At 31.0% G+C, this 22,184-nt stretch carries 23 protein-coding genes and 1 tRNA gene; all 24 read left to right on the forward strand.

Features of this window, described 5'->3' with window-relative positions; all coding sequences use genetic code 11:
- The first annotated feature begins 69 nt into the window (after positions 1 to 69).
- The 24 genes from CPEL_RS01805 (at position 70) to CPEL_RS01920 (ending at position 22,183) form a co-directional block, all read left to right on the forward strand.
- Positions 70 to 999, forward strand: a complete 930-nt coding sequence (locus CPEL_RS01805) for a formate dehydrogenase subunit gamma (RefSeq protein WP_044598374.1) — start codon at positions 70 to 72, stop codon at positions 997 to 999.
- Between the two features lie 64 nt (positions 1,000 to 1,063).
- Positions 1,064 to 1,744 carry a TorD/DmsD family molecular chaperone gene (locus CPEL_RS01810; RefSeq protein WP_049984559.1) on the forward strand — a complete coding sequence of 227 codons (681 nt, stop codon included), beginning with the start codon at positions 1,064 to 1,066 and terminating at the stop codon, positions 1,742 to 1,744.
- Positions 1,745 to 1,919: 175 nt separating this feature from the next.
- Positions 1,920 to 2,120 (forward strand): twin-arginine translocation signal domain-containing protein, encoded by a 201-nt coding sequence (locus tag CPEL_RS01815; RefSeq protein ID WP_044598375.1) that lies wholly within the window; start codon positions 1,920 to 1,922, stop codon positions 2,118 to 2,120.
- A gap of 15 nt (positions 2,121 to 2,135) precedes the next feature.
- The gene (locus CPEL_RS01825) at positions 2,136 to 4,958 is read left to right on the forward strand and encodes a formate dehydrogenase subunit alpha (RefSeq protein WP_147576117.1); all 2,823 of its coding nucleotides are present in this window, start codon (positions 2,136 to 2,138) and stop codon (positions 4,956 to 4,958) included.
- Between the two features lie 10 nt (positions 4,959 to 4,968).
- Positions 4,969 to 5,538 carry a formate dehydrogenase FDH3 subunit beta gene (gene fdh3B, locus CPEL_RS01830; protein ID WP_039662920.1) on the forward strand — a complete coding sequence of 190 codons (570 nt, stop codon included), beginning with the start codon at positions 4,969 to 4,971 and terminating at the stop codon, positions 5,536 to 5,538.
- A 54-nt stretch (positions 5,539 to 5,592) separates the two neighbouring features.
- Entirely contained in the window at positions 5,593 to 6,321 is a 729-nt protein-coding gene (locus CPEL_RS01835) for a ModE repressor domain protein (RefSeq protein WP_044598378.1), read from the forward strand.
- Between the two features lie 48 nt (positions 6,322 to 6,369).
- Positions 6,370 to 6,948 carry a sulfurtransferase-like selenium metabolism protein YedF gene (yedF, locus tag CPEL_RS01840; RefSeq protein WP_044598379.1) on the forward strand — a complete coding sequence of 193 codons (579 nt, stop codon included), beginning with the start codon at positions 6,370 to 6,372 and terminating at the stop codon, positions 6,946 to 6,948.
- The gene (selD, locus tag CPEL_RS01845) at positions 6,945 to 7,976 is read left to right on the forward strand and encodes a selenide, water dikinase SelD (protein ID WP_084083548.1); all 1,032 of its coding nucleotides are present in this window, start codon (positions 6,945 to 6,947) and stop codon (positions 7,974 to 7,976) included. Before yedF ends, selD begins: the two co-directional genes overlap by 4 nt.
- Positions 7,977 to 8,115: 139 nt before the next feature.
- Complete coding sequence (locus CPEL_RS01850; RefSeq protein WP_044598380.1) at positions 8,116 to 11,616, forward strand: proline dehydrogenase / 1-pyrroline-5-carboxylate dehydrogenase; 3,501 nt, start codon at positions 8,116 to 8,118, stop codon at positions 11,614 to 11,616.
- A gap of 11 nt (positions 11,617 to 11,627) precedes the next feature.
- On the forward strand, positions 11,628 to 13,109 hold the full coding sequence (putP, locus tag CPEL_RS01855; RefSeq protein WP_044598381.1) for a sodium/proline symporter PutP: 1,482 nt from the start codon (positions 11,628 to 11,630) through the stop codon (positions 13,107 to 13,109).
- Between the two features lie 138 nt (positions 13,110 to 13,247).
- A tRNA-Sec gene (locus tag CPEL_RS01860) sits at positions 13,248 to 13,345 on the forward strand.
- Between the two features lie 24 nt (positions 13,346 to 13,369).
- Positions 13,370 to 14,620, forward strand: a complete 1,251-nt coding sequence (locus CPEL_RS01865; RefSeq protein ID WP_044598382.1) for an adenylosuccinate synthase — start codon at positions 13,370 to 13,372, stop codon at positions 14,618 to 14,620.
- Positions 14,617 to 15,036, forward strand: a complete 420-nt coding sequence (locus tag CPEL_RS01870; RefSeq protein WP_044598383.1) for a flagellar FliJ family protein — start codon at positions 14,617 to 14,619, stop codon at positions 15,034 to 15,036. Before CPEL_RS01865 ends, CPEL_RS01870 begins: the two co-directional genes overlap by 4 nt.
- Positions 15,033 to 15,551 (forward strand): MotE family protein, encoded by a 519-nt coding sequence (locus tag CPEL_RS01875; protein ID WP_044598384.1) that lies wholly within the window; start codon positions 15,033 to 15,035, stop codon positions 15,549 to 15,551. The genes CPEL_RS01870 and CPEL_RS01875 overlap by 4 nt, the downstream gene beginning before the upstream one ends.
- 61 nt (positions 15,552 to 15,612) lie before the next feature.
- Positions 15,613 to 16,164 carry a DUF507 family protein gene (locus CPEL_RS01880; RefSeq protein WP_044598385.1) on the forward strand — a complete coding sequence of 184 codons (552 nt, stop codon included), beginning with the start codon at positions 15,613 to 15,615 and terminating at the stop codon, positions 16,162 to 16,164.
- Entirely contained in the window at positions 16,161 to 17,279 is a 1,119-nt protein-coding gene (gene carA / locus CPEL_RS01885; protein ID WP_044598386.1) for a glutamine-hydrolyzing carbamoyl-phosphate synthase small subunit, read from the forward strand. The genes CPEL_RS01880 and carA overlap by 4 nt, the downstream gene beginning before the upstream one ends.
- Positions 17,276 to 17,938, forward strand: coding sequence for a sulfite exporter TauE/SafE family protein (locus CPEL_RS01890; RefSeq protein WP_044598387.1), 663 nt, complete (start codon positions 17,276 to 17,278; stop codon positions 17,936 to 17,938). The genes carA and CPEL_RS01890 overlap by 4 nt, the downstream gene beginning before the upstream one ends.
- Before the next feature lie 123 nt (positions 17,939 to 18,061).
- A complete protein-coding gene (gene ccoN, locus CPEL_RS01895) occupies positions 18,062 to 19,528 on the forward strand; it encodes a cytochrome-c oxidase, cbb3-type subunit I (RefSeq protein ID WP_044598388.1) in 1,467 nt (488 codons plus the stop codon).
- Between the two features lie 11 nt (positions 19,529 to 19,539).
- Positions 19,540 to 20,205, forward strand: a complete 666-nt coding sequence (gene ccoO, locus CPEL_RS01900) for a cytochrome-c oxidase, cbb3-type subunit II (protein WP_044598389.1) — start codon at positions 19,540 to 19,542, stop codon at positions 20,203 to 20,205.
- Positions 20,206 to 20,213: 8 nt separating this feature from the next.
- The gene (locus tag CPEL_RS01905; protein ID WP_039617636.1) at positions 20,214 to 20,417 is read left to right on the forward strand and encodes a cytochrome c oxidase, cbb3-type, CcoQ subunit; all 204 of its coding nucleotides are present in this window, start codon (positions 20,214 to 20,216) and stop codon (positions 20,415 to 20,417) included.
- Complete coding sequence (gene ccoP, locus CPEL_RS01910) at positions 20,417 to 21,295, forward strand: cytochrome-c oxidase, cbb3-type subunit III (RefSeq protein WP_044598390.1); 879 nt, start codon at positions 20,417 to 20,419, stop codon at positions 21,293 to 21,295. The genes CPEL_RS01905 and ccoP overlap by 1 nt, the downstream gene beginning before the upstream one ends.
- Complete coding sequence (locus CPEL_RS01915) at positions 21,295 to 21,507, forward strand: DUF4006 family protein (RefSeq protein WP_044598391.1); 213 nt, start codon at positions 21,295 to 21,297, stop codon at positions 21,505 to 21,507. Before ccoP ends, CPEL_RS01915 begins: the two co-directional genes overlap by 1 nt.
- Positions 21,508 to 21,509: 2 nt before the next feature.
- The gene (locus CPEL_RS09070; protein WP_147576102.1) at positions 21,510 to 21,611 is read left to right on the forward strand and encodes a hypothetical protein; all 102 of its coding nucleotides are present in this window, start codon (positions 21,510 to 21,512) and stop codon (positions 21,609 to 21,611) included.
- Positions 21,608 to 22,183: a hypothetical protein gene (locus CPEL_RS01920; RefSeq protein ID WP_044598392.1), complete on the forward strand. Its 576-nt coding sequence runs from the start codon at positions 21,608 to 21,610 to the stop codon at positions 22,181 to 22,183. Before CPEL_RS09070 ends, CPEL_RS01920 begins: the two co-directional genes overlap by 4 nt.
- Position 22,184: the final 1 nt, after the last annotated feature.

Here is a 22,184-nt window from a genome sequence, read left to right on the forward strand (position 1 = left end):
TGAAATTAAAAATTAACAAAACTACAATGCTAAGCTTTTTGCTAGCTTGTAATGTCTTAGGAGTGATTAATGTATAGAGTTATACTAGCTCTTTTAGCCTGTTTTAACTTTTTATTTGCTCAAGAAAATTTTGAACTTAAAGATACTCAAATTTGGGGTGTTCAAAGAGTAGTAAATATAGAAAGTTATCAAAATTTTGGTGCTTTGTGGACTAAATTACAAGGCGAGTATATAGCAAGTGCTGCTTTGATTATACTAATTGGTGTTGTTTCGGCTTTTGCGTTGCATTATATGGTTATAGGACCAAAGAAATTTTCTCATGATGGAAAGAAAATTTATGCATTTTCTGTTTTTGAAAGATTGTTTCATTTTGTAGCTGCTATTTCTTGGATTATACTTGTTCCAACTGGACTTATTATGATTTTTGGTTCATATTTTGGAGGCGGATTTTTTGTTCGCATGTGTAAGAATTTACATGGTATCGCGACAATTTTGTTTATTATTTCTATTATTCCTATGCTTTTGTGTTGGATTAAAAGAATGCTTCCTGCAAGCTATGATTTAAGATGGATGATGATAGTTGGCGGATATTTAAGTAAAGAAAAAAGGCCTGTTCCTGCGGGTAAATTTAATTTTGGACAAAAATCTTGGTATTATATAGCTGTGTTTGGTGGCTTTTTGATGATAATTACTGGTGCATTTATGTTTTTTCTTGATTTTAATTCTACATCTTTGCAGTCTATTTTTGGCATTTCTCATATAGATATTTTAAGAGCCTCAGCAATTATTCATAATATCTTAGGAATTTTATGTGCAGTATTTTTTGCTATACATATTTATATGGCAGTGTTTGCTATTAAAGGTAGTATTCATTCTATGATTAGTGGTTATAAAGAGGAAGAGGAAGTTTATATTTTGCATTCTTATTGGTATAAAGAATTAAGTGATAAAAAACAAATTAATCCATCTTTTAGTTACGATTCTAGGACAAAATTTTAAATCTACTTGATTTTTTTAAATTTTCCTTGTTATAATCAAATAAAAATATAACAAGGAAAAAATTATGATACAAGATATTGATCTTTCACGCAAATATTTCTATGAATTTTTTTCCAAAGCATTTAATTTTATCGATGAAAATGAATTTAAAATTTGGCATGAGCAAGTTTTGATTTTAGCACAAAGTCCTTTGGATGAAAATTTAAATTCTGATTTTGAAAAACTTAGTAAATGTGATTTTGTTAGTTTTAAAGAAGAACAAAACGCTGTTTTTTTTGATTTTTCTTATGTTAATGTTCCTATGAGTGCTTCTTTTTATGATGAAGGCAGAGATGATGGAAAAATGAAACTTCAAGCTTGTGAGATTATTAGAAAAACTAAATTTAGAAAAAAAGAAGATTGCAGACAAAGTGAAGATGAATTTGGATTTTTATTTGCTTTTATGGCAAGTATTATAGAATATGATTTAAAGATAGCACAGCAATTATTTCGTTTTGTGATAAATCCTGTTATAGATGAATTTATTGAAAAATTACAAATTCATAAAAATTCTAATTTTTATGTCTGTATTGCTAATATAATGAAAATTTTCTTTATAAATGAAAGAGCTTATTTAGAAGTGCAAGCTCCAGTTAAAAAAGAAGGAAAAAGCATTGCTGATGAAGCCTTACAAAGACTTCCTTATGAACCAAGACTTCCTACTAAATTTAGCAAAACAAATATAGAAGAACTTAGCAAATTATAAAATCAATATGTATTTTGTTACCAAAATACATATTATCAAAATTAACTTATTTATGAAAATAAAAATTAAATAAAATCTTAAGTGAAAATATGCAAAATTTATCATGTTTAAGTATGCAAAAGCTTTAGATAAATCTTTTGTAAATTATTCTTTACTTTATTTCAAAGGAGAGAACATGGAGGCTAACCAAAGAAGGGATTTTCTAAAAAAATCTTTGAAAATTGGTGCTTTAGGAGTGGTAGCCGGAGCTAGCGTAAGTGCTTTAGCAAAGGAAGATCATCAAGAGCAAAATGTAGTTTTGGGAAAAAGTACTAAAGAAGAAGTGCTTTATAAAAAAACTATGCATTGGGAAAAATACTACAAAATCGCTTATTAAGAGAAAGGAAAGGTAATGGCATTAGCAAGAAGAAATTTTCTTAAGCTTGCTGGTATTGCTGGTCTTGGAAGCGCTGCTTTTGGTAGTGAGAATAAAGCTATTAGAGCTGCTAGTGCGCAAGAGGTGGCAAATCCTTATCCAGATTCTAAGATTGTTAGAACAATCTGTAGTATCTGTAGTGCAGGCTGTGGGATTAAGGCAGAAGTTCAAGATGGTGTTTGGGTGCGTCAAGAAAACGCTATAGAACATCCTATTTCACAAGGATCACATTGCTGTAAAGGAATAGATCAAATCGATCTTACTAAATCCAAACAACGCATTAAATATCCTATGAAAAAAGAAAATGGAAAATGGGTGCGTTTAACTTGGGAACAAGCTATCAATGAAATTGGTGATAAAATGCTTGAAATTCGTAAAGAAAATGGCCCAGATAGTGTTATGTTTTTAGGTTCAGCTAAATTTAATAATCAACAAGCTTATTATTTTAGAAAATTTGCAGCATTTTGGGGAACTAATAATATAGACCACGTTGCTAGAATTTGACACAGCGCAACAGTCGCCGGTGTGGCGAATACATGGGGTTATGGCGCTATGACAAATCATTTTGGTGATGTAACTAAACACTCAAAAATGATGATTATTTTTGGTGCAAATACTGCCGTTGCAAATCCTATTGGATTTAAGCATTTATTACAAGCAAAAGATCGCAATAATGCTAAATTAGTTGTGGTAGATCCTGTTTTTACAAAAACTGCAGTGCATGCAGATGAATTTGTAAGAATTCGTCCAGGAACTGATATAGCATTAGTTTATGGTATGCTTCATTTGATTTTTAAAAATGGTTGGGAAGATAAAGAATTAATCAAAACTAGAACTTATGGGGTTGAAGAGATAAAAGCAGAAGCTGCTAAATGGACTCCAGAGGTTGTAGAAGATGTTACAGGTGTTAGTGCTGCTCAACTTGAGAAAATCACAAGAATGCTAGCTACTATTAAGCCTGCCACGCTATTTTGGGCTTTAGGTATTACTCAGCATTCAGTAGGTAGTTCAAATACAAGAATTTTAGCTATTTTGCAACTTGTTCTTGGAAATATAGGTAAACCAGGTGCGGGAACAAATATCATCAGAGGTCATGATAATGTTCAAGGTGCTACTGATATGGGATGTTTAGCTGATACTTTGCCAGCTTATTATGGTTTAACAGATGATGCGTGGAATCATTTCTCAAATGTATGGAATGTTGAAAGAGATTATTTAAATTCAAGATTTTATTCTAAAGAATGGATGCATGAAAAAGGCTTTTCACTAGCAAAATGGTGGCAAGGTGTTTTACATGAAGAAAAAACTTATTCAAATTCACCTATTCGTGTTCTTTGGGTTCAAGGAACAGGTATCACATCAATGGCACATACGGTAAAAATTCAAGAAGCACTAAAAAAACTTGATATGATTGTAATTGCTGAGCCGTTTGTAAATGAAGTAGCGGTTTTAGCAGATCGCCCTGATGGCATTTATATCATACCTGCATGTACTCAATTTGAAACAGAAGGTTATGTAACCGCAACCAACCGTGCAATGCAATGGCGTTCTCAAGTAATAAAACCAATTTATGAAAGCAAAGAAGATCAAGAGATTATGTTTGCTTTTGCTAAGAAATTTGGTTTTTATAAAGAATATACTCGCGGTATGAAAATGGAATTAAAAGATCATAAGCTTATACAAACAAGAGATGATAATGATGATAATTTCATATGGCCTGATGATGCTACAAGAGAAATGAGTAATGGACTTTTAAGTATAGGTTTAAGAGGAATTTCTGCTGAGCGTTTAAGAAAACATCAGCAAAATTGGGAGCATTTTGATCCAGATACTCAAAGAGGCTTAGGTGGTGAAGTAAAAGGCGAATATTATGGTTTACCTTGGCCATGTTGGGATGAAAAACACCCGGGAACTTCTATTATGTGGAATACAGATATTCCTTATGAAGAAGGTGGTATGGGCTTTAGAAATCGTTTTGGTTTAGAACATGATGGACATTCTCAATTGGCAGATGATAGCTTTACTCCAAAAGGTTGTAAAGTTAAGGGTGGATATCCACAAATTACCAAAGCAAATATAGAAAAAGTCTTTAATATCAAGTTAAGTGATAGTGAAAAAGAACTAATGGGTGCTAGTTGGAGCACTGATATTTCAGGTATTATCTTGGAAAAATGTAGAGAAAAAAGTGCATGTTGTTTAGGAAATGCTAGAGCTAGAATGAAAGTTTGGGAATTTGCTGATCCTATTCCATTGCATAGAGAACCTTTACATTCTCCGCGTTGGGATTTGGTTAAAAAATACCCTACTTGGGGAGATCAAGAGAAAAACTTTAGGGTTGAAAGTAAATTTATTAGCGAACAACAAAAGACAGATTGGAGCAAAGAATTCCCAACTATTATTTCAAGTATGCGTTTAGTTAATTTAAGTGGTGCAGGTATGCTTGAGCGAACTAGTAAATATCTTGCAGCAATCACACCTGAGATGTTTGCTAATGTCCATCCTGAGCTTGCTTTAAAATATGGTATAAATGATGGGGATATGATGTGGATTCACTCTCCTCAAGGAACTAAAATCAAAGTAAAATGCGTGCATAATCATTCTGTTACACCAGATAGAATTTGCTTGCCTTATAACTTTGCAGGTATTATGCAAGGAGTGGATTTAAGTTATAATTACCCAGAAGGAACTAAACCTTATACTATAGGGGAAAGTTCTAATACGGTTACCAATTATGGTTTTGATATAAATACGCAAATTTCTGAATTTAATGCAGGACTTTGCAGACTTGAAAAGGCTTAAGGGGTAAGTTATGGCTAGAATGAAATTTTATGTAGATAATAATCGCTGCATTTCTTGCTTTGCTTGTCAAGTAGCTTGTTCAAGTGCACATGAAGTGCCAGTGGGGATTAATAGAAGAAAAGTTATCACTTTAAATGAAGGTATAGAAGGCAAAGAGTTTTCAACAACTCTTGCTTGTCAGCACTGCACTGATGCTCCATGTGAGCAAGTTTGTCCTGTAAAATGCTTTTATATAAGAGCTGATGGTATAGTTTTACATGATAAAAAAACATGCATAGGTTGTGGGTATTGTCTTTATGCATGTCCATTTGGTGCCCCACAATTTCCAAGAGATGGAGCATTTGGTATTAAAGGTGAAATGGATAAATGTACTATGTGTGCAGGTGGTCCTGAGCCTACTAATTCTCATGAGGAAAGAGAGCTTTATGGGCAAAATCGTATCGCAGAAGGTAAAGTGCCTATGTGTGCTGCAGTTTGCTCTACAAATGCACTTTTAGTTGGTGATGCAGCTGAAGTTAGTGCAATGTATAGAAAAAGAGTTTTGCTTAAAGGCCAAAATTTAGGACTTGATGCAAAATAATTTAAAGGGTGTTAATACACCCTTTTTTATTTAATATTTTTTTAGGGTTAATATATGCAAGAACTTATTTTAGAAATTCAAAAAAATCTTGATGAAAATAATAAGCTCCCATGCAAAAAAGCACTAGATTTATTAAAAAAATACTCCAAAGATGAATTTCAAAAAGTTATAAACGAGTTAGGAATAAAAATTTCAGATTGTGAATTAGGGCAATTTGGAAAGTTAAATAAAAATATTGCAAAAAGTGAAATTTTAGAAAAAATAGAAACAAAATTAGATCAAAAACGCTATATAGCATGTAAAGATGCTTTAGAATTTATGGATAATTTTAATGCAGCTGATATTAGAGCGACTTTAAGAGCTTATAAAATAGAAGTTAAACATTGTGAACTTGGGTGTTTTAAAGAAAAAAAAGGTAAAAAATTTAATATTAAAAATAAAATTTGGATAGAAAATCCTGATGGAAAATTACTTTTTGGTAAAGGTAAAACAGATATTTTAGAACTGATTGGAGAATGTGGAAGCATATCTCAAGCAGCTAAAATATTAGGAATAAATTACAAAAAAGCATGGCTTTATATACAAGATTTAGAAGAAAATATGAAAGAAGAGCTAATTATTGCTAAAAAAGGAAGAGGAAGTGATGCTGGTAGTAAGCTTACACCAAGAGCTTATGAATTAATCCATAATTTTAAAATTTTACAGCAAGATGTAGAAGAATACACCAATAAACGCTTTAAAGAATTATTTTTTAAAAAAAGTCAAGAAAAAGATAAGACTTAATTTTCTTACAAGTTATAAAAATATATCATTAACTAAAAAAGGTTAAAAATGAAAATTGATTGTAGAGATTTAGCTTGTCCGCGTCCTGTGATAGAAGCTAAAAAAGCTTTGGAAAATTTAAAACAAAACGAAAATTTAGAAATTCTTTTGAATTCTCAAGCTTCAAAAGAAAATGTTATAAGATTTTTAAAATCTTTAAATTTAGATTTTAATATTAAAGAAATAGAGGATGAAAGTATTATTAGCATTGTTAAAAATTTTAATTTAGAGCAAAACCAAGAACAAAATTTATTAGAATATAATGTTTTATTTTTAAAAAGTGATAAAGTAGGTGAAGGTGATTTAGGAAAAAATTTAATGCTAGGTTTTTTAAAGACATTAAAAGAACTACCTAATAAGCCTAAAAAAATTCTTTGTGTTAATGATAGTGTTTTGATAAATACTAATAGCTCGCATATGGCTTTTGAAGCTATGAAAGAGCTTGAAAATTTGGGTGTTGAAATTTATAGTTGTGGGGCGTGTTTGGATTTTTTTGGTAAAACCAATGAGCTTAAAATAGGTAAAATAGGCAATGCCTATGAAATTTTAAATGAACTTTTTGGAAAGGCAAAGATAATTTCTTTATGATTTATAAAAATCAAAAATTGACTCAATTCGTAAAAACTGCAGGTTGAGCTGCCAAATTAGACTCGTTGAGTCTTGACAAAATACTTGGTATATTAAAGCCTCATCCAAATGTTTTAAGCGGTATTAATAATAATGAAGATGCAAGTGTTTATAAAATAAATGAAGATTTAGCTTTGGTTCAAACACTTGATTTTATCACCCCAGTAGTAGATAGTGCGTATTATTTTGGTGCTATTGCTGCTGCAAATGCTTTAAGTGATATTTTTGCTATGGGTGCTGAGGCTATTAATGCATTAAATATAGTAGGTTTTGATACATGCCATTTTACAAATGAAATTTTACTTGAAGTTTTAGAAGGAGCAAGGACTAAGATTGAAGAAGCAGGAGCTATTTTAGTTGGTGGGCACACTATAGAAAATAATGAATTTATTTTTGGACTTAGTGTAACAGGCATGGTGCATCCAAAAAAATTTATAGCTAATAATAGTGCAAAAGAAGGTGATGTGATATTGCTAACAAAACCTATAGGAAGTGGAATTCTTAGCACTGCTATAAAAGCAAATTTTTTGGAAGAAAATCAAATTATTAAAGCTTGTGAGCAAATGAGTTTTTTAAATGTTTATGCAAGTCGTGTATTAAGCAAATTTAAATCATTAAACGCTTTAAGTGATGTTACGGGATTTGGTGTTTTGGGACATTTAAAGGAAATGTTAAATGATAATATAGCTATTAAAGTGTATAGAAATGAAATTCCGCTAATGGATGGAGTTTTATCTATGGCTAATATGGGGATTATTCCAGCAGGTGCTTATACAAATAAAGAGGCTTTAAAAGCTTGGGTTGAAATTTCTAAAGAATGTGAAGATGATATAATTTATTTTGATCCTCAAACTTCAGGTGGTCTTTTGGCTGCTATGAGTGAAAAAGAAGCAAGACAAGCCATTAAAATCCTACAAGATCATAATATCGAAGCCAAAATTATTGCTGAGTGTGTAAAAAATACTCGTAATTATTTATTATTATGCTAATTTTTTATTTATAATAAGCCATTTTGTTTATATTTGTTACTTTTTTACATAAAAAATTAAATTATAAATAAATAATAATTGATTTTTCTTGCAATTTTTGTATCATAAAAACATATTATCTATCAAGGTGGAGGAAAAAATGATACAAAAAGCTTTGCTTTTAGCAGAAGAGTTACAAAGAAAAATAGAAAGTAACATTTCTCAAAGTGAAAAAGAATTTCATGCAAAAATGCAAAAACTTTTAAACAATCCAGAAAATAAAGTGATGTTAATTGAGTTATTAGATCGTTCTTTTAGATGTAAGGACAAAAGTGCGAGTTTTGAGCTTATAGAGCATACTTTAAATAAATATGGTATAGCAGATTTTTTCAGTGCTTTTGAAAAATTCTTGTTGTTTTCGTTCTTAAATTTTGGAAAATTTGCCCCAAAATTAAGTGTGCCATTTTTCATCAAACATTTAAGAGAAGATACAAAAGCTATGGTTTTAGATGCAAATCCTAGCGTTTTAGAGCCTCATATGCGTAAAAGAAAAGATGAGGATAAAATCACTTTAAATGTAAATTTAATCGGAGAGGAAGTTTTAGGCGAGGCTGAAAGTGCTTATAGAATGCGAAAGTATGAAGAAGCTTTAAAAACAAGCTATATTACTTATATTTCTATAAAAATTACTACAATTTTTTCCCAAATTAATATTATTGATTTTGAATACTCTAAAGATGAGGTGGTAAAAAGATTAGACAAATTATACGCTCTTGCTTTAGAAGAAGAGAAAAAACAAGGTGTTTCTAAATTTATAAACCTTGATATGGAGGAATTTAGAGACTTAGAATTAACCGTAGAAGCTTTTATGGAGAGTGTTTCTAAATTTGATATTAAAGCAGGTATTGTTTTGCAAGCTTATTTGCCTGATTCTTATGAATATTTGAAAAAACTTTTTGCTTTCTCAAAAGAAAGGGTTTTAAAAGGTATGAAACCTATTAAAATTCGTTTTGTTAAGGGTGCTAATATGGAAAGTGAAGAAACCATAGCTTCACAAAGAGGTTGGGCTTTGCCAACTTTTTATAAAAAAATTGATACAGATAGTAACTATAACAAAATGTTAGATTTTGTTTTAGAAGGGGATAATTATAAATACATCAATGTAGGTATAGCAAGCCATAATTTATTTGAAATTGCTTATGCTTATACTAGAATTTCACAAGCTGGAGCTTTATCATCTTTTACTTTTGAAATGCTTGAAGGTATGAGTTTGCAATGCTCTTATGAGCTTTCTAAGATGCATGATCTTATACTTTATGCACCAGTTTGTGATGAAGCTCATTTTAACAATGCTATTGCTTATTTGGTTAGAAGACTTGATGAAAATACTAGCGAAGATAACTTCATGAGATATTTTTTCAATCTCAAAGTTAATGATAAAAATTGGCAAGCACAAAAAGAATTATTTGTAAAATCTTTAGAAGGGATTAAAACACTTGATAATTCTACTCATAGAACTCAAGATAGAAATAAAGAAGTAAAAGCTATTAGCTCTTATGAAAGTAAAGAATTTAAAAACGAGCCTGATACAGATTTTATTTTAAAAGCCAATAGAGAATGGGCTAAGGGTATAAGAGCTAAATATGAAAATTTAGAAAATTATGATGTATATCCTGTTATTAAAGAAGAAATTAAAGGTGAAAATTTACAAGTTGTAGAAGTAAAAGATAAAATTAAAAATCACACCATAGGAAAAGCACATTTAGCAGGCCAAAAAGAAATCGAGCTTGCTTTAGATGTAGCTAAAAATTCAAATTTTAGTGATTTAAGTCATGATGAAATTTATAAAATTTTAGCCAAAACTGCTCAACTTGTTAGAGAGCGCAGAGGCGATTTAATAGGTATAGCAGCCTTAGAAGTAGGAAAAACTTTCTTAGAAATTGATCCAGAAGTTAGCGAAGCAATAGACTTTTTAGAATTTTACCCGCATTCTTTAGAAAAATTAAAAGAACAAAATCCAAATACTACTTTTAAAGCAAAAGGCATAGGCGTGGTGATTGCACCATGGAATTTTCCAGTAGGAATTTCAGTAGGAACTATAGCAGCGCCTTTAGCAGCAGGAAATAAAGTGATATATAAACCATCATCTTTATCAATGTTAACAGGTTATATGCTTTGTAAATGCTTTTGGGATGCAGGAATTCCAAAAGATGCTTTGATTTTCTTACCTGCTAAAGGAAGTGATATATCAAAATATTTACTTATAGATCAAAGTGTTAAATTCTCAGTTTTAACTGGTGGTGAAGAAACAGCTTATGCAATGCTCAAAGCCAATCCAACCTTGCTTTTAAGTGCTGAAACAGGTGGTAAAAACGCAACTATTGTTTCTAAATTTGCTGATCGTGATAGTGCGATTAAAAATATCATTCATTCAGCATTTTCAAATTCAGGTCAAAAATGCTCAGCTACTTCTTTGCTTGTTTTAGAAGAAGAAGTTTATGAGGATGAGGAATTTAAAAAGACTTTAGTAGATGCAGCAAGTTCTATGGCAGTTGGAAATCCTTTTGTGTTTAAAAATAAATTGGGTGCTTTAGCTGATAAACCCGATGCAAAATTACAAAAAGCTATAAATGAATTAGCGCCTTATGAAAGTTGGGCTTTAAAACCTAAATTTATTGATGATAATCCTTATCTTTTAACTCCAGGTATTAAATACGGCGCTAAAAAAGGTGATTTTACTCATATGAATGAGCTTTTTGCGCCAATTTTAACCGTAATGAAAGCAAAGGATTTAAAAGAAGCTATTGAAATAGTAAATTCTACAGGTTATGGCCTTACAGCAGGATTTGAAAGTTTAGATGAAAGAGAGTGGGAGTATTTTCACACTCATATAGAAGCAGGAAATATATATATTAATAAACCAACAACAGGAGCTATAGTTCTTAGACAGCCTTTTGGTGGTATTAAAAAATCTGCTATTGGTTTTGGTAGAAAGGTTGGAATTTATAATTACATCACGCAATTTATGGATATTGAGCAAAGTGAAGTTGATCAAAATGTTTTAGACAATGAGTTAGTGTCTAAATTAAATGCTTTAAATCTTGACTTAAGCACAAATGATAAAGCAGAATTAGAAGTTATCAAAGCTATGGCAAGAAGCTATGCTTATCATGCTAAAAATGAATTTGCAAGTGCGAAAGATTATGTCAATATTAGAGGTGAGGATAATCTTTTCTCTTATACAAAAGTGAAAAATATTGCCTATAGGGTGCATAAAGATGATAGCTTAAAAGATATTTTGGGTGTAATTTTAGCAGCAAGTGTGCTAAATATTGATCTTTTATTAAGTTATGATGAACATGAAAAAATGGATTTAGTGCAAAAAATAAACCAAAGCATAAGCACTAAAACTTTATTATGTAAAGAAAGTGAAGAAAATTTCCTTGCTAAGATTGCTGATTATGAGAGAATTCGTTATTTTGCACCACAAGATGTAAATGATGCAGTTTTCATAAAAGCAGCAAGTTGTGCAAAAGTTATTGCTAATACTAAGCCATTAATCAATGGTCGTTTTGAGTTGCTTTTATATCACAATGAAAAGGCTTTAAGCATATCTTTCCATCGTTATGGAAATTTAGGTATTCGTGCATTAAATAAATAAAGGAGTGCAAAATGGAGGTAGTTCAAATTAATACCCAAATTGCCATAATGTTTGTGGCGTATTCAGCATTAATGCTTTTTATTGGATTTTATTTTTATAAGCAAAATAAAAATTCAGAAGATTATTTTTTAGGCGGTCGTTCTATGGGTCCTGTGGTTTCTGCACTTAGTGCAGGAGCTTCTGATATGAGCGGTTGGCTTTTAATGGGTTTACCAGGCGCTTTATATGTGAGTGGTTTAGCAGAAAGTTATATCGCAATAGGACTTAGCATAGGAGCGTTTTTAAACTGGGCTTTTGTGGCAAAAAGACTTAGAATTTATACTAGTGTGATTGCAGATTCTATTACAATTCCAGATTATTTTGAAACAAGATTTGATGATGATAAGCATATATTAAGAGTGGTTTGTGCTATTGTTATTTTGATTTTCTTTACTTTTTATGTTTCCTCAGGGCTTGTGGGTGGAGCAAAACTTTTTGAAGCTACTTTTGGCATTGCTTATGATTATGCTTTAACTACAGGAACTGTGATAATCGTTGCTTATACATTTTTGGGTGGATATAAGGCAGTTTGTTGGACGGATTTAATTCAAGGCCTTTTAATGATGAGTGCTTTGATAATAGTTCCTATAGTGATGATTTATCACTTAGGTGGATTTGATGAAGCTATGAATATAGTTAGAGAGATTAAACCAAGCACTTTATCTATGGGAGAAGGATTAAGCTTTTTGGGTATAGTATCAGCGCTTTCTTGGGGGCTTGGTTATTTTGGCCAACCTCATATTTTAGTGCGTTTTATGTCTATAAGATCTACTAAAGATATCCCAACTGCCACTTTTGTAGGAATTTCATGGATGGTTATATCTTTAATTGGTGCTTGTTTGATAGGAATTTTAGGTATAGCTTATGTGAGTAAATTTGAGCTTAGTTTGAATGATCCTGAAAAGATTTTTATCGTAATGTCTCAACTTCTTTTTAATCCTTGGATAGCAGGTATTTTACTTAGTGCTATTTTAGCAGCTATTATGAGTACAGCAAGTTCGCAATTACTTGTTTCAAGCTCAACCATAGCAGAAGATTTTTATAAAAGAATTTTCAATAAAGAAGCTTCAAATAAAATGGTAATGACTTTAGGTAGATTTGGAGTTTTAGCAGTAGCTGTAATAGCTTTTATCATTTCAACAGATAAAAACTCAAGTGTGTTAAGCATAGTAGCTTATGCTTGGGCGGGATTTGGTGCAAGCTTTGGTTCTGTAATGCTTTTTTCATTGTTTTGGTCAAGAATGACAAGATATGCTGCTATTGCAGGTATGATTAGTGGAGCTTTGATGGTAGTAGCTTATAAAAATTTCTTAGGTGCTTGGCTTAACTTCCCAATATATGAAATCATACCAGGCTTTTTAACTGCTTCGGTTGTGATTATTTTGGTAAGTTTAGTGACTAAAGTGCGTCCAGGAACTAAAGCAGCTTATGAAACTATGTTAAAACATCTTTAAAAATAAACCCTAAAGTTTTCAAGCTTTAGGGTTATAAAAATAATCTTTTAAAATTAATAATCTACTTAATCTTACATCAAAACTTTATGCATTTAATTTTTGTTTTAATTAAAAAATATAAGATATAATATCTTTTATGGAAGGTTAGCTTATCTGGTGATGGCCACTGACTTCAAATCAGATGAAAGGGTAGTTGACTACTTTTTGGGGAGTTCGATTCTCTCACCTTCTCGCCAAATTTAAGTCAAAATGGAGTTTTTATGAGTAAAGCAGATATTGTCGTTGGTATCCAATGGGGTGATGAAGGTAAGGGTAAGATAGTTGATAAGCTATGTGAAAATTATGACTATGTTTGCAGGAGTGCAGGCGGACATAATGCAGGTCACACTATATGGGTTGATGGTATAAGATATGCTTTACATTTAATGCCATCTGGTGTTTTAAATAAGCAATGTATTAATGTTATAGGCAATGGAGTTGTAGTTAATCCTGATGTATTAATTAGCGAAATGGCTCAATTTGAAAACTTAGAAGGAAGATTATTTATAAGCGATAGAGCTCATTTAAATTTAAACCATCATGCTTTGATTGATCAAGCAAGAGAAAGACTTAAAGGCGATAAAGCTATAGGAACAACAGGCAAAGGTATAGGGCCAAGCTATGAAGATAAAATAAGTCGTAATGGACATAGAGTAGGGGAGTTGTTAGAGCCTGAAAAACTTTGTGAAAACTTAATGAAAGATTTTGAACTTAAAAAAACTTATTTTGATGTTTTAGGTATTACAATGCCTAGTTATGATGAAATTTTAAAAGATTTAAAACGCTTTAAAGAAGTACTTGCACCATATATTACAGATACAACAAGAATGCTTTGGAAGGCTTTAGATGAGGATAAAAAAATACTTTTAGAAGGTGCACAAGGTTCTATGCTTGATATTGATCATGGAACTTATCCTTATGTTACTAGCTCAACGACTATTTCAGCTGGGGCTTTAAGTGGTTTGGGTTTAAATCCAAAAGAAATCGGTAAAGTTATAGGCATAGTAAAAGCTTATACAACAAGAGTAGGAAATGGAGCTTTTCCAAGTGAAGACTTAGGAGAAGATGGTGAAAAAATCGGTCTTATTGGTAAAGAAATTGGAGTAAGTACAGGTAGAAAAAGAAGGTGTGGCTGGTTTGATGCAGTTGCTGTAAAATATACTGCAAGATTAAATGGCTTAGATACTTTATCATTAATGAAACTTGATGTATTAGATGGTTTTGAAAATGTAAAAATTTGCAAGGCTTATGAGTATAAAGGAGAAGTGATTGATTATGTGCCTTGTGATTTGGAAAATGCAAAACCTATTTATGAGATAATGGAAGGCTGGGACAAAGTTGCAGGGATTAGGGATTATGATTTATTGCCTGAAAATGCAAAAAAATACATTAAGCGTTTAGAAGAATTAAGCGGGGTTAAAGTAGGTTATATATCTACAAGTCCTGAAAGGGAAGATACTATTATTTTATGAAAAATAAATATTCTTCTGTGATAAAGTTAAGAAAACAACAACTTGATAAAGCAGAGGCTAATTTAACTAAAACAAGACAAAAACTTTTACAATGTGAGCAAGAATTACAAGAAGCTTCTAAGGCTTGTGAAAGTTTAACTTTAGCTGATAAAGGTTCAATAACACTTTTGCGATCTTCTTTGAAATTACAAGAAATTGCAAGAGAAGGTAAGCAAAGGATAAAGCAAAAATTGGATTTAACAAAGAAAGAACTTATGCATTATCAGCATTTATATAAAAAAGCTCATTTGGAATTTGAAAAAATTAAAGCATTGGAAAATGAGGAGTTAAAAAAAATTCGAAAAATTTTACAAAAAGAAGAAGAAAAATTTATAGATGAACTTGCTATAACAAGACATTTTAACAAGGAAAAATGATGAAAAAAATTATATATTTATTAGTTTTTATAGGTATTTTAAATGCACAGCAAAATTGTGAGCAGTATTTTGAAGCAAGAAAAGATCAAATGCAAGATCAAATTAGAGAATATGATGAGGCAAGGCAGAGTTTGGAAGCATATAAAGCATCTTTTGAGGCTTTACAAAAAGAAAAAATGCAAGCTTTGGTTCAAAAAGAAGCAGATATTAATGCAAGTTTAGAACAAATAAAAACTCTTAAAGAGCAAAATGAACGCATATTAGAAGCTACTAGAGAAAACCTTCAAGTAATTAATGATAAAACAATGGGGCGTATTACTGAAATTTATGCTAAGATGAAAGATGTTGCAGTTGCAGGTATATTAAGTGAAATGGATGCAGATGAGGCTTCAAAAATTTTATTGTCTTTAGAACCTAGAAAAATTTCTTCTATTATGGCTAAAATGGATCCAAAGAAAGCTTCCGATTTAACACTTCTTTTGAAAAATTTAGATCAAAATGCAAGTTCGCAATAAGTTTTAAGCAGTTTTTACCTTTTTTTTAGTATTATTTCAATAAAAATAAAAAGGTGGATAAATGCGTATTAAACCAGCTCATATACCTTACATAGCAAATAAAATAATACTTGATTTAATGCACTCTTCTTTTGTTAAGATTAAAGATGATAGCCAAAAACTCATAAAAACTGCAAAAGAGATTATCGAAATAGATGTATTAAATGAGCGTAAACTTGATGAAAAAGCAAAGGAGCTTTTAGAAAGTCAAGAGGATGAAATTGAATTCATGCAAATAGATAGAAAAAGTATGTTTTGGATGATAAAGAAAAAATTAGCCAGTGAATTTAAATTCATCTTAGATAGCGAAGATAGATATAACAATCTTTCGCATAAAATTTTAGAACATTTAATTGATGAGGATTTGATAAATTATAATGTATCAGAAAATCGTGTAAAAAATTTAATTTTTTCAAGCATAATATCTTATTTAAAAGAGTATGAAAATTTAGAAGATCTAGTATATGAAAAAATTTCAAATTACAAAAGAAAACTCATACCAGGTTCTGAAGAATATGAATTAGTTTTTGAAAAATTATATCAAGAAGAGTTAAGAAAAAAGGGACTTTTATGAAAGCTTATATTTATCTAGAAAATGATGTCTTTTTAAGCGCTAAGGCTTTTGGTGCGGAAGGAACTTTTTTTGGAGAGCTTGTTTTTAATACTTCTTTAACCGGCTATCAAGAAATCATTTCAGATCCTTCTTATGCAGGACAATTTGTGGTTTTTTCTATGCCAGAAATAGGCGTAGTTGGGGTTAATGATGAGGATAATGAAAGTAAAGAAGTTTTTGCCAGTGGTATGATTATAAGACAATTGAATGAAGATTATTCCAATTTTAGGGCAAAAGATTCTTTAAGTGCTTATCTTAAAAAACATAAAAAGATAGGTCTTTGTGAAGTTGATACAAGATTTTTAGTAAAAATGATTAGAGATTTGGGGAATTTAAGGGCTGTTGTATCCACTGAAATTAAAGACAAAGAAGAACTTAAAAAAATGCTTTTTGCTAGTGCAAAAATTGATGAGGTTAATTATGTAGCAAAGGTAAGTGCTAAAACTGTATATAAGCACAATAAAGGAGCTTGGGATCATAATCAAAAAGCATATAAAAATGTAAAATCAAGTGGTAAAAAAGTAGCCGTGATTGATTATGGTGTTAAGGAAAATATTTTAAATGAGCTTGTAAGTGTAGGGCTTGAAGTGGAAGTTTTTCCTTATAATACTAAGGCAAAAGATTTGATTGACTTATATCAAAAAGGTGCAATCCATGGGGTGTTTTTATCAAATGGACCAGGTGAGCCAAAGGTGTTAAAAAGTGAAATTGAAGAGATTAAAAAACTAGTACAAGCAAAAATTCCTATGCTTGGAATTTGTTTAGGACATCAACTTTTAAGCAATGCTTTTGGTTATGAAACTTATAAGATGAAATTTGGTCAACATGGAGCAAATCATCCTGTGATTAATCTTACTAACAATACCGTAGAAATTACTGCACAAAATCATAACTATAATGTTCCTGAAGAAATAGCAGAAATTGCTATTATCACACACAGGAATTTATTTGGCGATAATGTAGAAGGGGTAAAATATAAAAATTATCCTATTATTTCAGTGCAACATCATCCAGAGAGCTCATCAGGGCCTCATGAAAGCAAGTATATTTTTAAAGAATTTGTAGAGCTTTTGTGAATTTAGATCTAATTGCCTTAGCTAGTATAGCTTTTCTTTCAAGTTTTGGGCATTGTTATGGAATGTGTGGAGGATTTGTTTTAGCTTATACTCAACTTGCAAAACAAATTAAACTCCCGTTTTTTATTTTGACTTTTTCTTATCATTTTTCAAGAATTTTTGCTTATATTTGTTTGGGAATTTTTTTTGGTTTTTTTGGCTCATTATTTTCTTTTAGTGAAGTTGCAAAGGGAGTGTTGTTTTTTATTATTGGTATTTTTATGATATTTTTAGGTTTTGCACTAATTTTTAAAGGAAAATTTTTAAAATTTTTTGAAAATTCTTATTTTTTTGATTGTTTTATAAAAAATAGCATTCCTAAGTTAATCCAAAAAAAATCTTTAAAAACTACTATGATACTTGGTTTTTTAAATGGTTTTATACCTTGTGGCTTGGTATATTTTTATATAGCTTTTGGCATGAGTATGCAAAATATATATATGGCTAGTTTAATTATGTTTATTTTTGGTGTTTCAACTTTACCTGCTATGATTTTTTTCGCATATTTTTCAAAAACCATGAATGACAGATTTAAAAAAATTGCTAGTATGATTTCTTATGTTTTAATTATTTTATATGGTATATATTTTTCTTATATAGGTTTTAGTTTTACTCGTTAATTTTTGATAATTATTTGCAATATTAACCAAGCGTTAATAATTTTATTTTTTAAGCTAAAAAAGATATTAATTATCGTATAATATAGCAATTGCTTAGTGCAGAAAAAAATTTAAGGAGAGGAAATGCACCCAGGAAATGCATTAAACTATGACTATACAGTAGCTAAGTATTTCATGTTTGCTACTTTATTGTTTGGTGTTATTGGTATGGCTATTGGAACGCTAATTGCCTTTCAAATGGCTTATCCGGATTTGAATTATCTAGCTGGAGAGTATGGAACTTTTTCAAGACTTAGACCATTACATACTTCAGGTGTAATTTTTGGCTTTATGCTCTCAGGAATTTGGGCTACTTGGTATTATATTGGTCAGCGTGTATTAAAAGTAAGCATGGCTGAATCAGGCTTTTTAATGTTTATTGGAAAATTACATTTTTGGCTTTATATGGTAACAATGATTTTAGCTGTTATATCTTTATTTGCAGGTGTTAGCACTTCTAAAGAGTATGCTGAACTTGAATGGCCGCTTGATATATTGGTAGTTTTAGTTTGGGTTTTATGGGGTGTAAGTATTTTTGGACTTATTGGAATTCGTCGTGAAAAAACTTTATATGTTTCGCTTTGGTATTATATAGCTACTTTCTTAGGTATAGCAATGCTATATTTATTTAATAATATGGCAGTTCCTACTTATTTTGTAAGTGGAATGGGTGATTGGTGGCATAGTGTTTCTATGTATGCAGGAACCAATGATGCTCTTGTTCAATGGTGGTATGGACACAATGCTGTGGCATTTGTTTTTACTGTTGGTATTATTGCTCAAATTTATTATTTCTTACCAAAAGAAAGCGGACAACCAATTTTCTCTTATAAATTATCTTTATTTGCATTTTGGGGCTTAATGTTTGTATATTTATGGGCAGGTGGACACCACTTGATTTATTCAACCGTGCCTGATTGGATGCAAACTATGGGTTCGGTTTTTTCAATCGTTCTTATTTTACCTTCTTGGGGTTCGGCAATTAACATCTTGCTTACTATGAAAGGTGAGTGGAGTCAGTTAAGAGAAAGTCCGTTGATTAAATTTATGATTTTAGCTTCGACTTTTTATATGTTTTCAACTTTAGAAGGACCAATTCTTTCTATTAAATCAGTTAATGCATTAGCACACTTTACAGATTGGATTCCAGGGCATGTGCATGATGGAACACTTGGTTGGGTTGGTTTTATGACTATGGCTGCTCTTTATCACATGGTGCCAAGAATGTTCAAAAGAGAACTTTATAGCAAATCGCTAATGGAAGCGCAGTTTTGGATTCAAACCACAGGTATAGTATTATATTTTAGTTCAATGTGGATAGCAGGTATTACTCAAGGTATGATGTGGAGAGCCACAGATGAGTATGGTAATTTACTTTATACTTTCATTGATACTGTTGAGGCTATTATTCCTTATTATTGGATTAGAGCTGTAGGTGGGTTATTGTATTTAATAGGATTTTTCATGTTTGTTTATAATATCTATAAATCAATCGCAGTGGGTAGAGTGCTTGATAAAGAACCAAAAAGTGCTTCACCTATGGCAGCATAAGGAGGAAAAATATGTTTAGTTGGTTAGAAAAAAATCCATTCTTTTTTGCTGTGGCGGTATTTATTGTGATTGCTTATGCAGGTATTGTAGAAGTTTTACCTGACTTTGCTCAAAATGCAAGACCAATTGAAGGTAAAAAACCTTATACGGTATTGCAACTTGCAGGGCGTAATGCTTATATAAAAGAAAGTTGTAATGCATGCCATTCTCAGCTTATTCGTCCTTTTAAATCAGAAACAGATCGTTATGGAATGTATTCAGTTAGTGGAGAATATGCATATGATAGACCATTTTTATGGGGTTCAAAAAGAACAGGACCTGATTTGTTACGCATAGGTAATTTTAGAACTACTGATTGGCATGAAAATCATATGTGGGATCCAGTTTCAGTTGTTCCTGGCTCTATAATGCCAGCATATAAACATATGTTTAGCAATAACGCAAATATAGAAACAGCTTATGCAGAAGCACTAACTGTGAAAAAAGTTTTTAATGTTCCTTATGATGTTGAAGGGCAAACTAAACTTGGAACTTGGGAAGAAGCTCAAGCAGAAGTTAAAGCAGAAGCTCAAGCTATAGTTGATCAAATGAAAAATCAAGATGTAAAAGATGCGTTTGCTAGAGGTGAAATCAGAGAAATCGTAGCGCTAATAGCGTATCTTAATAGCTTAAAATAGGAAAAAATATGGACTTAGAACTAATAAGAGAGCTACAAGCTTATGGTTTTTTTGCTCTTGTAGTATTTTTAGTAGTTGTTTTATATTCTTATTGGTTTCATTTATATAGATCTGAAAAGACGGGTAGAAGAAACTATGAAAAATACGCTGATTTAGCTTTGCATGATGAAATCAGCGATCGTGTTTTAGAGCAAAATAAAAGGAGTGCTTAATGCAGTGGTTGAATTTACAAGATAATGTTAATTTGTTATCTTTTATCGGAGCGATTCTTATCATTTTGATTACTCTTGTTGTGGTAGGAAAATTATTTAAGAGTATGAAGGAAGAAAAAAGCGAAGGTGAGCTTAGTGAGCATAATTGGGATGGCATAGGTGAATTTAAAAACCCTGTGCCACTTGGTTGGGCAGTGGTGTTTTTCTTAGCTATAGTATGGTGTATTTGGTATTTTCTTTGGGGATATCCATTAAATAGTTATTCTCAAATTGGTGAGTATAATAAAGAAGTTCAAGCTCATAATGAAAAATTTGCACAAAAATTTGCAAACTTAAGTGCTGAGGATAAACAAGAAATGGGTAAAAATATTTTCCTAGTGCAATGTTCTTCATGTCATGGAATTACAGGTGATGGTATTAATGGAAAAGCACAAAATCTTAATATATGGGGATCTGAAGAAGGACTTATAGAAGTTATCACAAAAGGTTCTAAAGGTTTAAATTATCCAATGGGTGAAATGCTAGGTGCTGCAGACAATGGTATAGATGAAGCTGATATTCCAGCGATTGCTGCATATGTTGCTTCTGAAATTTCAGCAATTAAAAAAACACAAAATCCACAGCTTGTAGCTAAAGGTAAAGAACTTTTTGCAACTTGTGCGGTTTGTCATGGCGAAGATGGCAAAGGTAGTTTAGATGGTCAATTGGTAGCTCCTGATCTTACAAAATACGGCAGTGCTGATTTTGTGGTTGATGTATTAAATCGTGGTAAAACAGGAAGTATAGGTGTAATGCCACATTTTAATAATGGCTTGTTAAATGAACTTCAAAAAGAAGCAGTTGGCGAATATACAATTTCTCTTTCAAGGGGTGAGTAATGGAAAATTCAAATAGATGTGTATTTTCACTTTCGGGTGTAAGTGGGATGCTAATAGCAACTGTGTTATTGTTATCTATTTTAGTAGGGCTTACTATTTGGGGTTTAAAAACTCAACAAGATGTTATGCAAAAGCCTTATAAAATAGAAAATGCAGAGCAAATTAAAATGTTTGACTCTAAAAGAGATGAGCATATTATTATAAAGGAATAATTATGGCTAAAGTTGTAGAATATTTAATTATAGCAGGTTTAGTTGTAGCAGCTGCAATCACTGCTTGGTCAGTTTTAACAGCAAATCATCTTTTTATAGGATGAAAAATACATTCAAAGGCGGTTTTTTAACCGCCGTATTTATTTGCTTTGTTAATTTATTACACGCTGATATTTTATTAAATGAAAATATCTTAAATACAGCAATAGAACAAAATATAAGTGCAAATTCTAAACAAATTCAAGAACTAACAGGTGTAAATATAGCTTTAGCATTAAGTGATAAAAAAGATTTTGAAAGCTTAAAAGCTTATGAATCAAATTTGAGCAAACCTTATATTTTACTTGTATTTTCTAAGCCTTCTCATAGAGTGGATATACTTGCAAGTAATGATGCTTTGGCGTTTTTTGACAAAGAAGGGGTTTTAAGTCCTTATCCTGAAAAAGGAACCATTTTACCTATACTTGCAAATCCTAAACAAAAAGACATTTACAATGCAGCGCTTTTTAATGGTTATGCAGATATTGCTGATCAAGTGGCAAGTCATTTTAATATCAAACCTTTTTATGGTAATTCAAACCGCGATACTTTAAATATTATGAGAATTTTAATTTATGGCTTTTTATGTGTAGCGATTTTAATGTTTGTGCAAAGAAGAATAAAAAGGAGAAGATAAT

This window comes from Campylobacter peloridis LMG 23910, from assembly GCF_000816785.1.
GTDB lineage: Bacteria > Campylobacterota > Campylobacteria > Campylobacterales > Campylobacteraceae > Campylobacter_D > Campylobacter_D peloridis.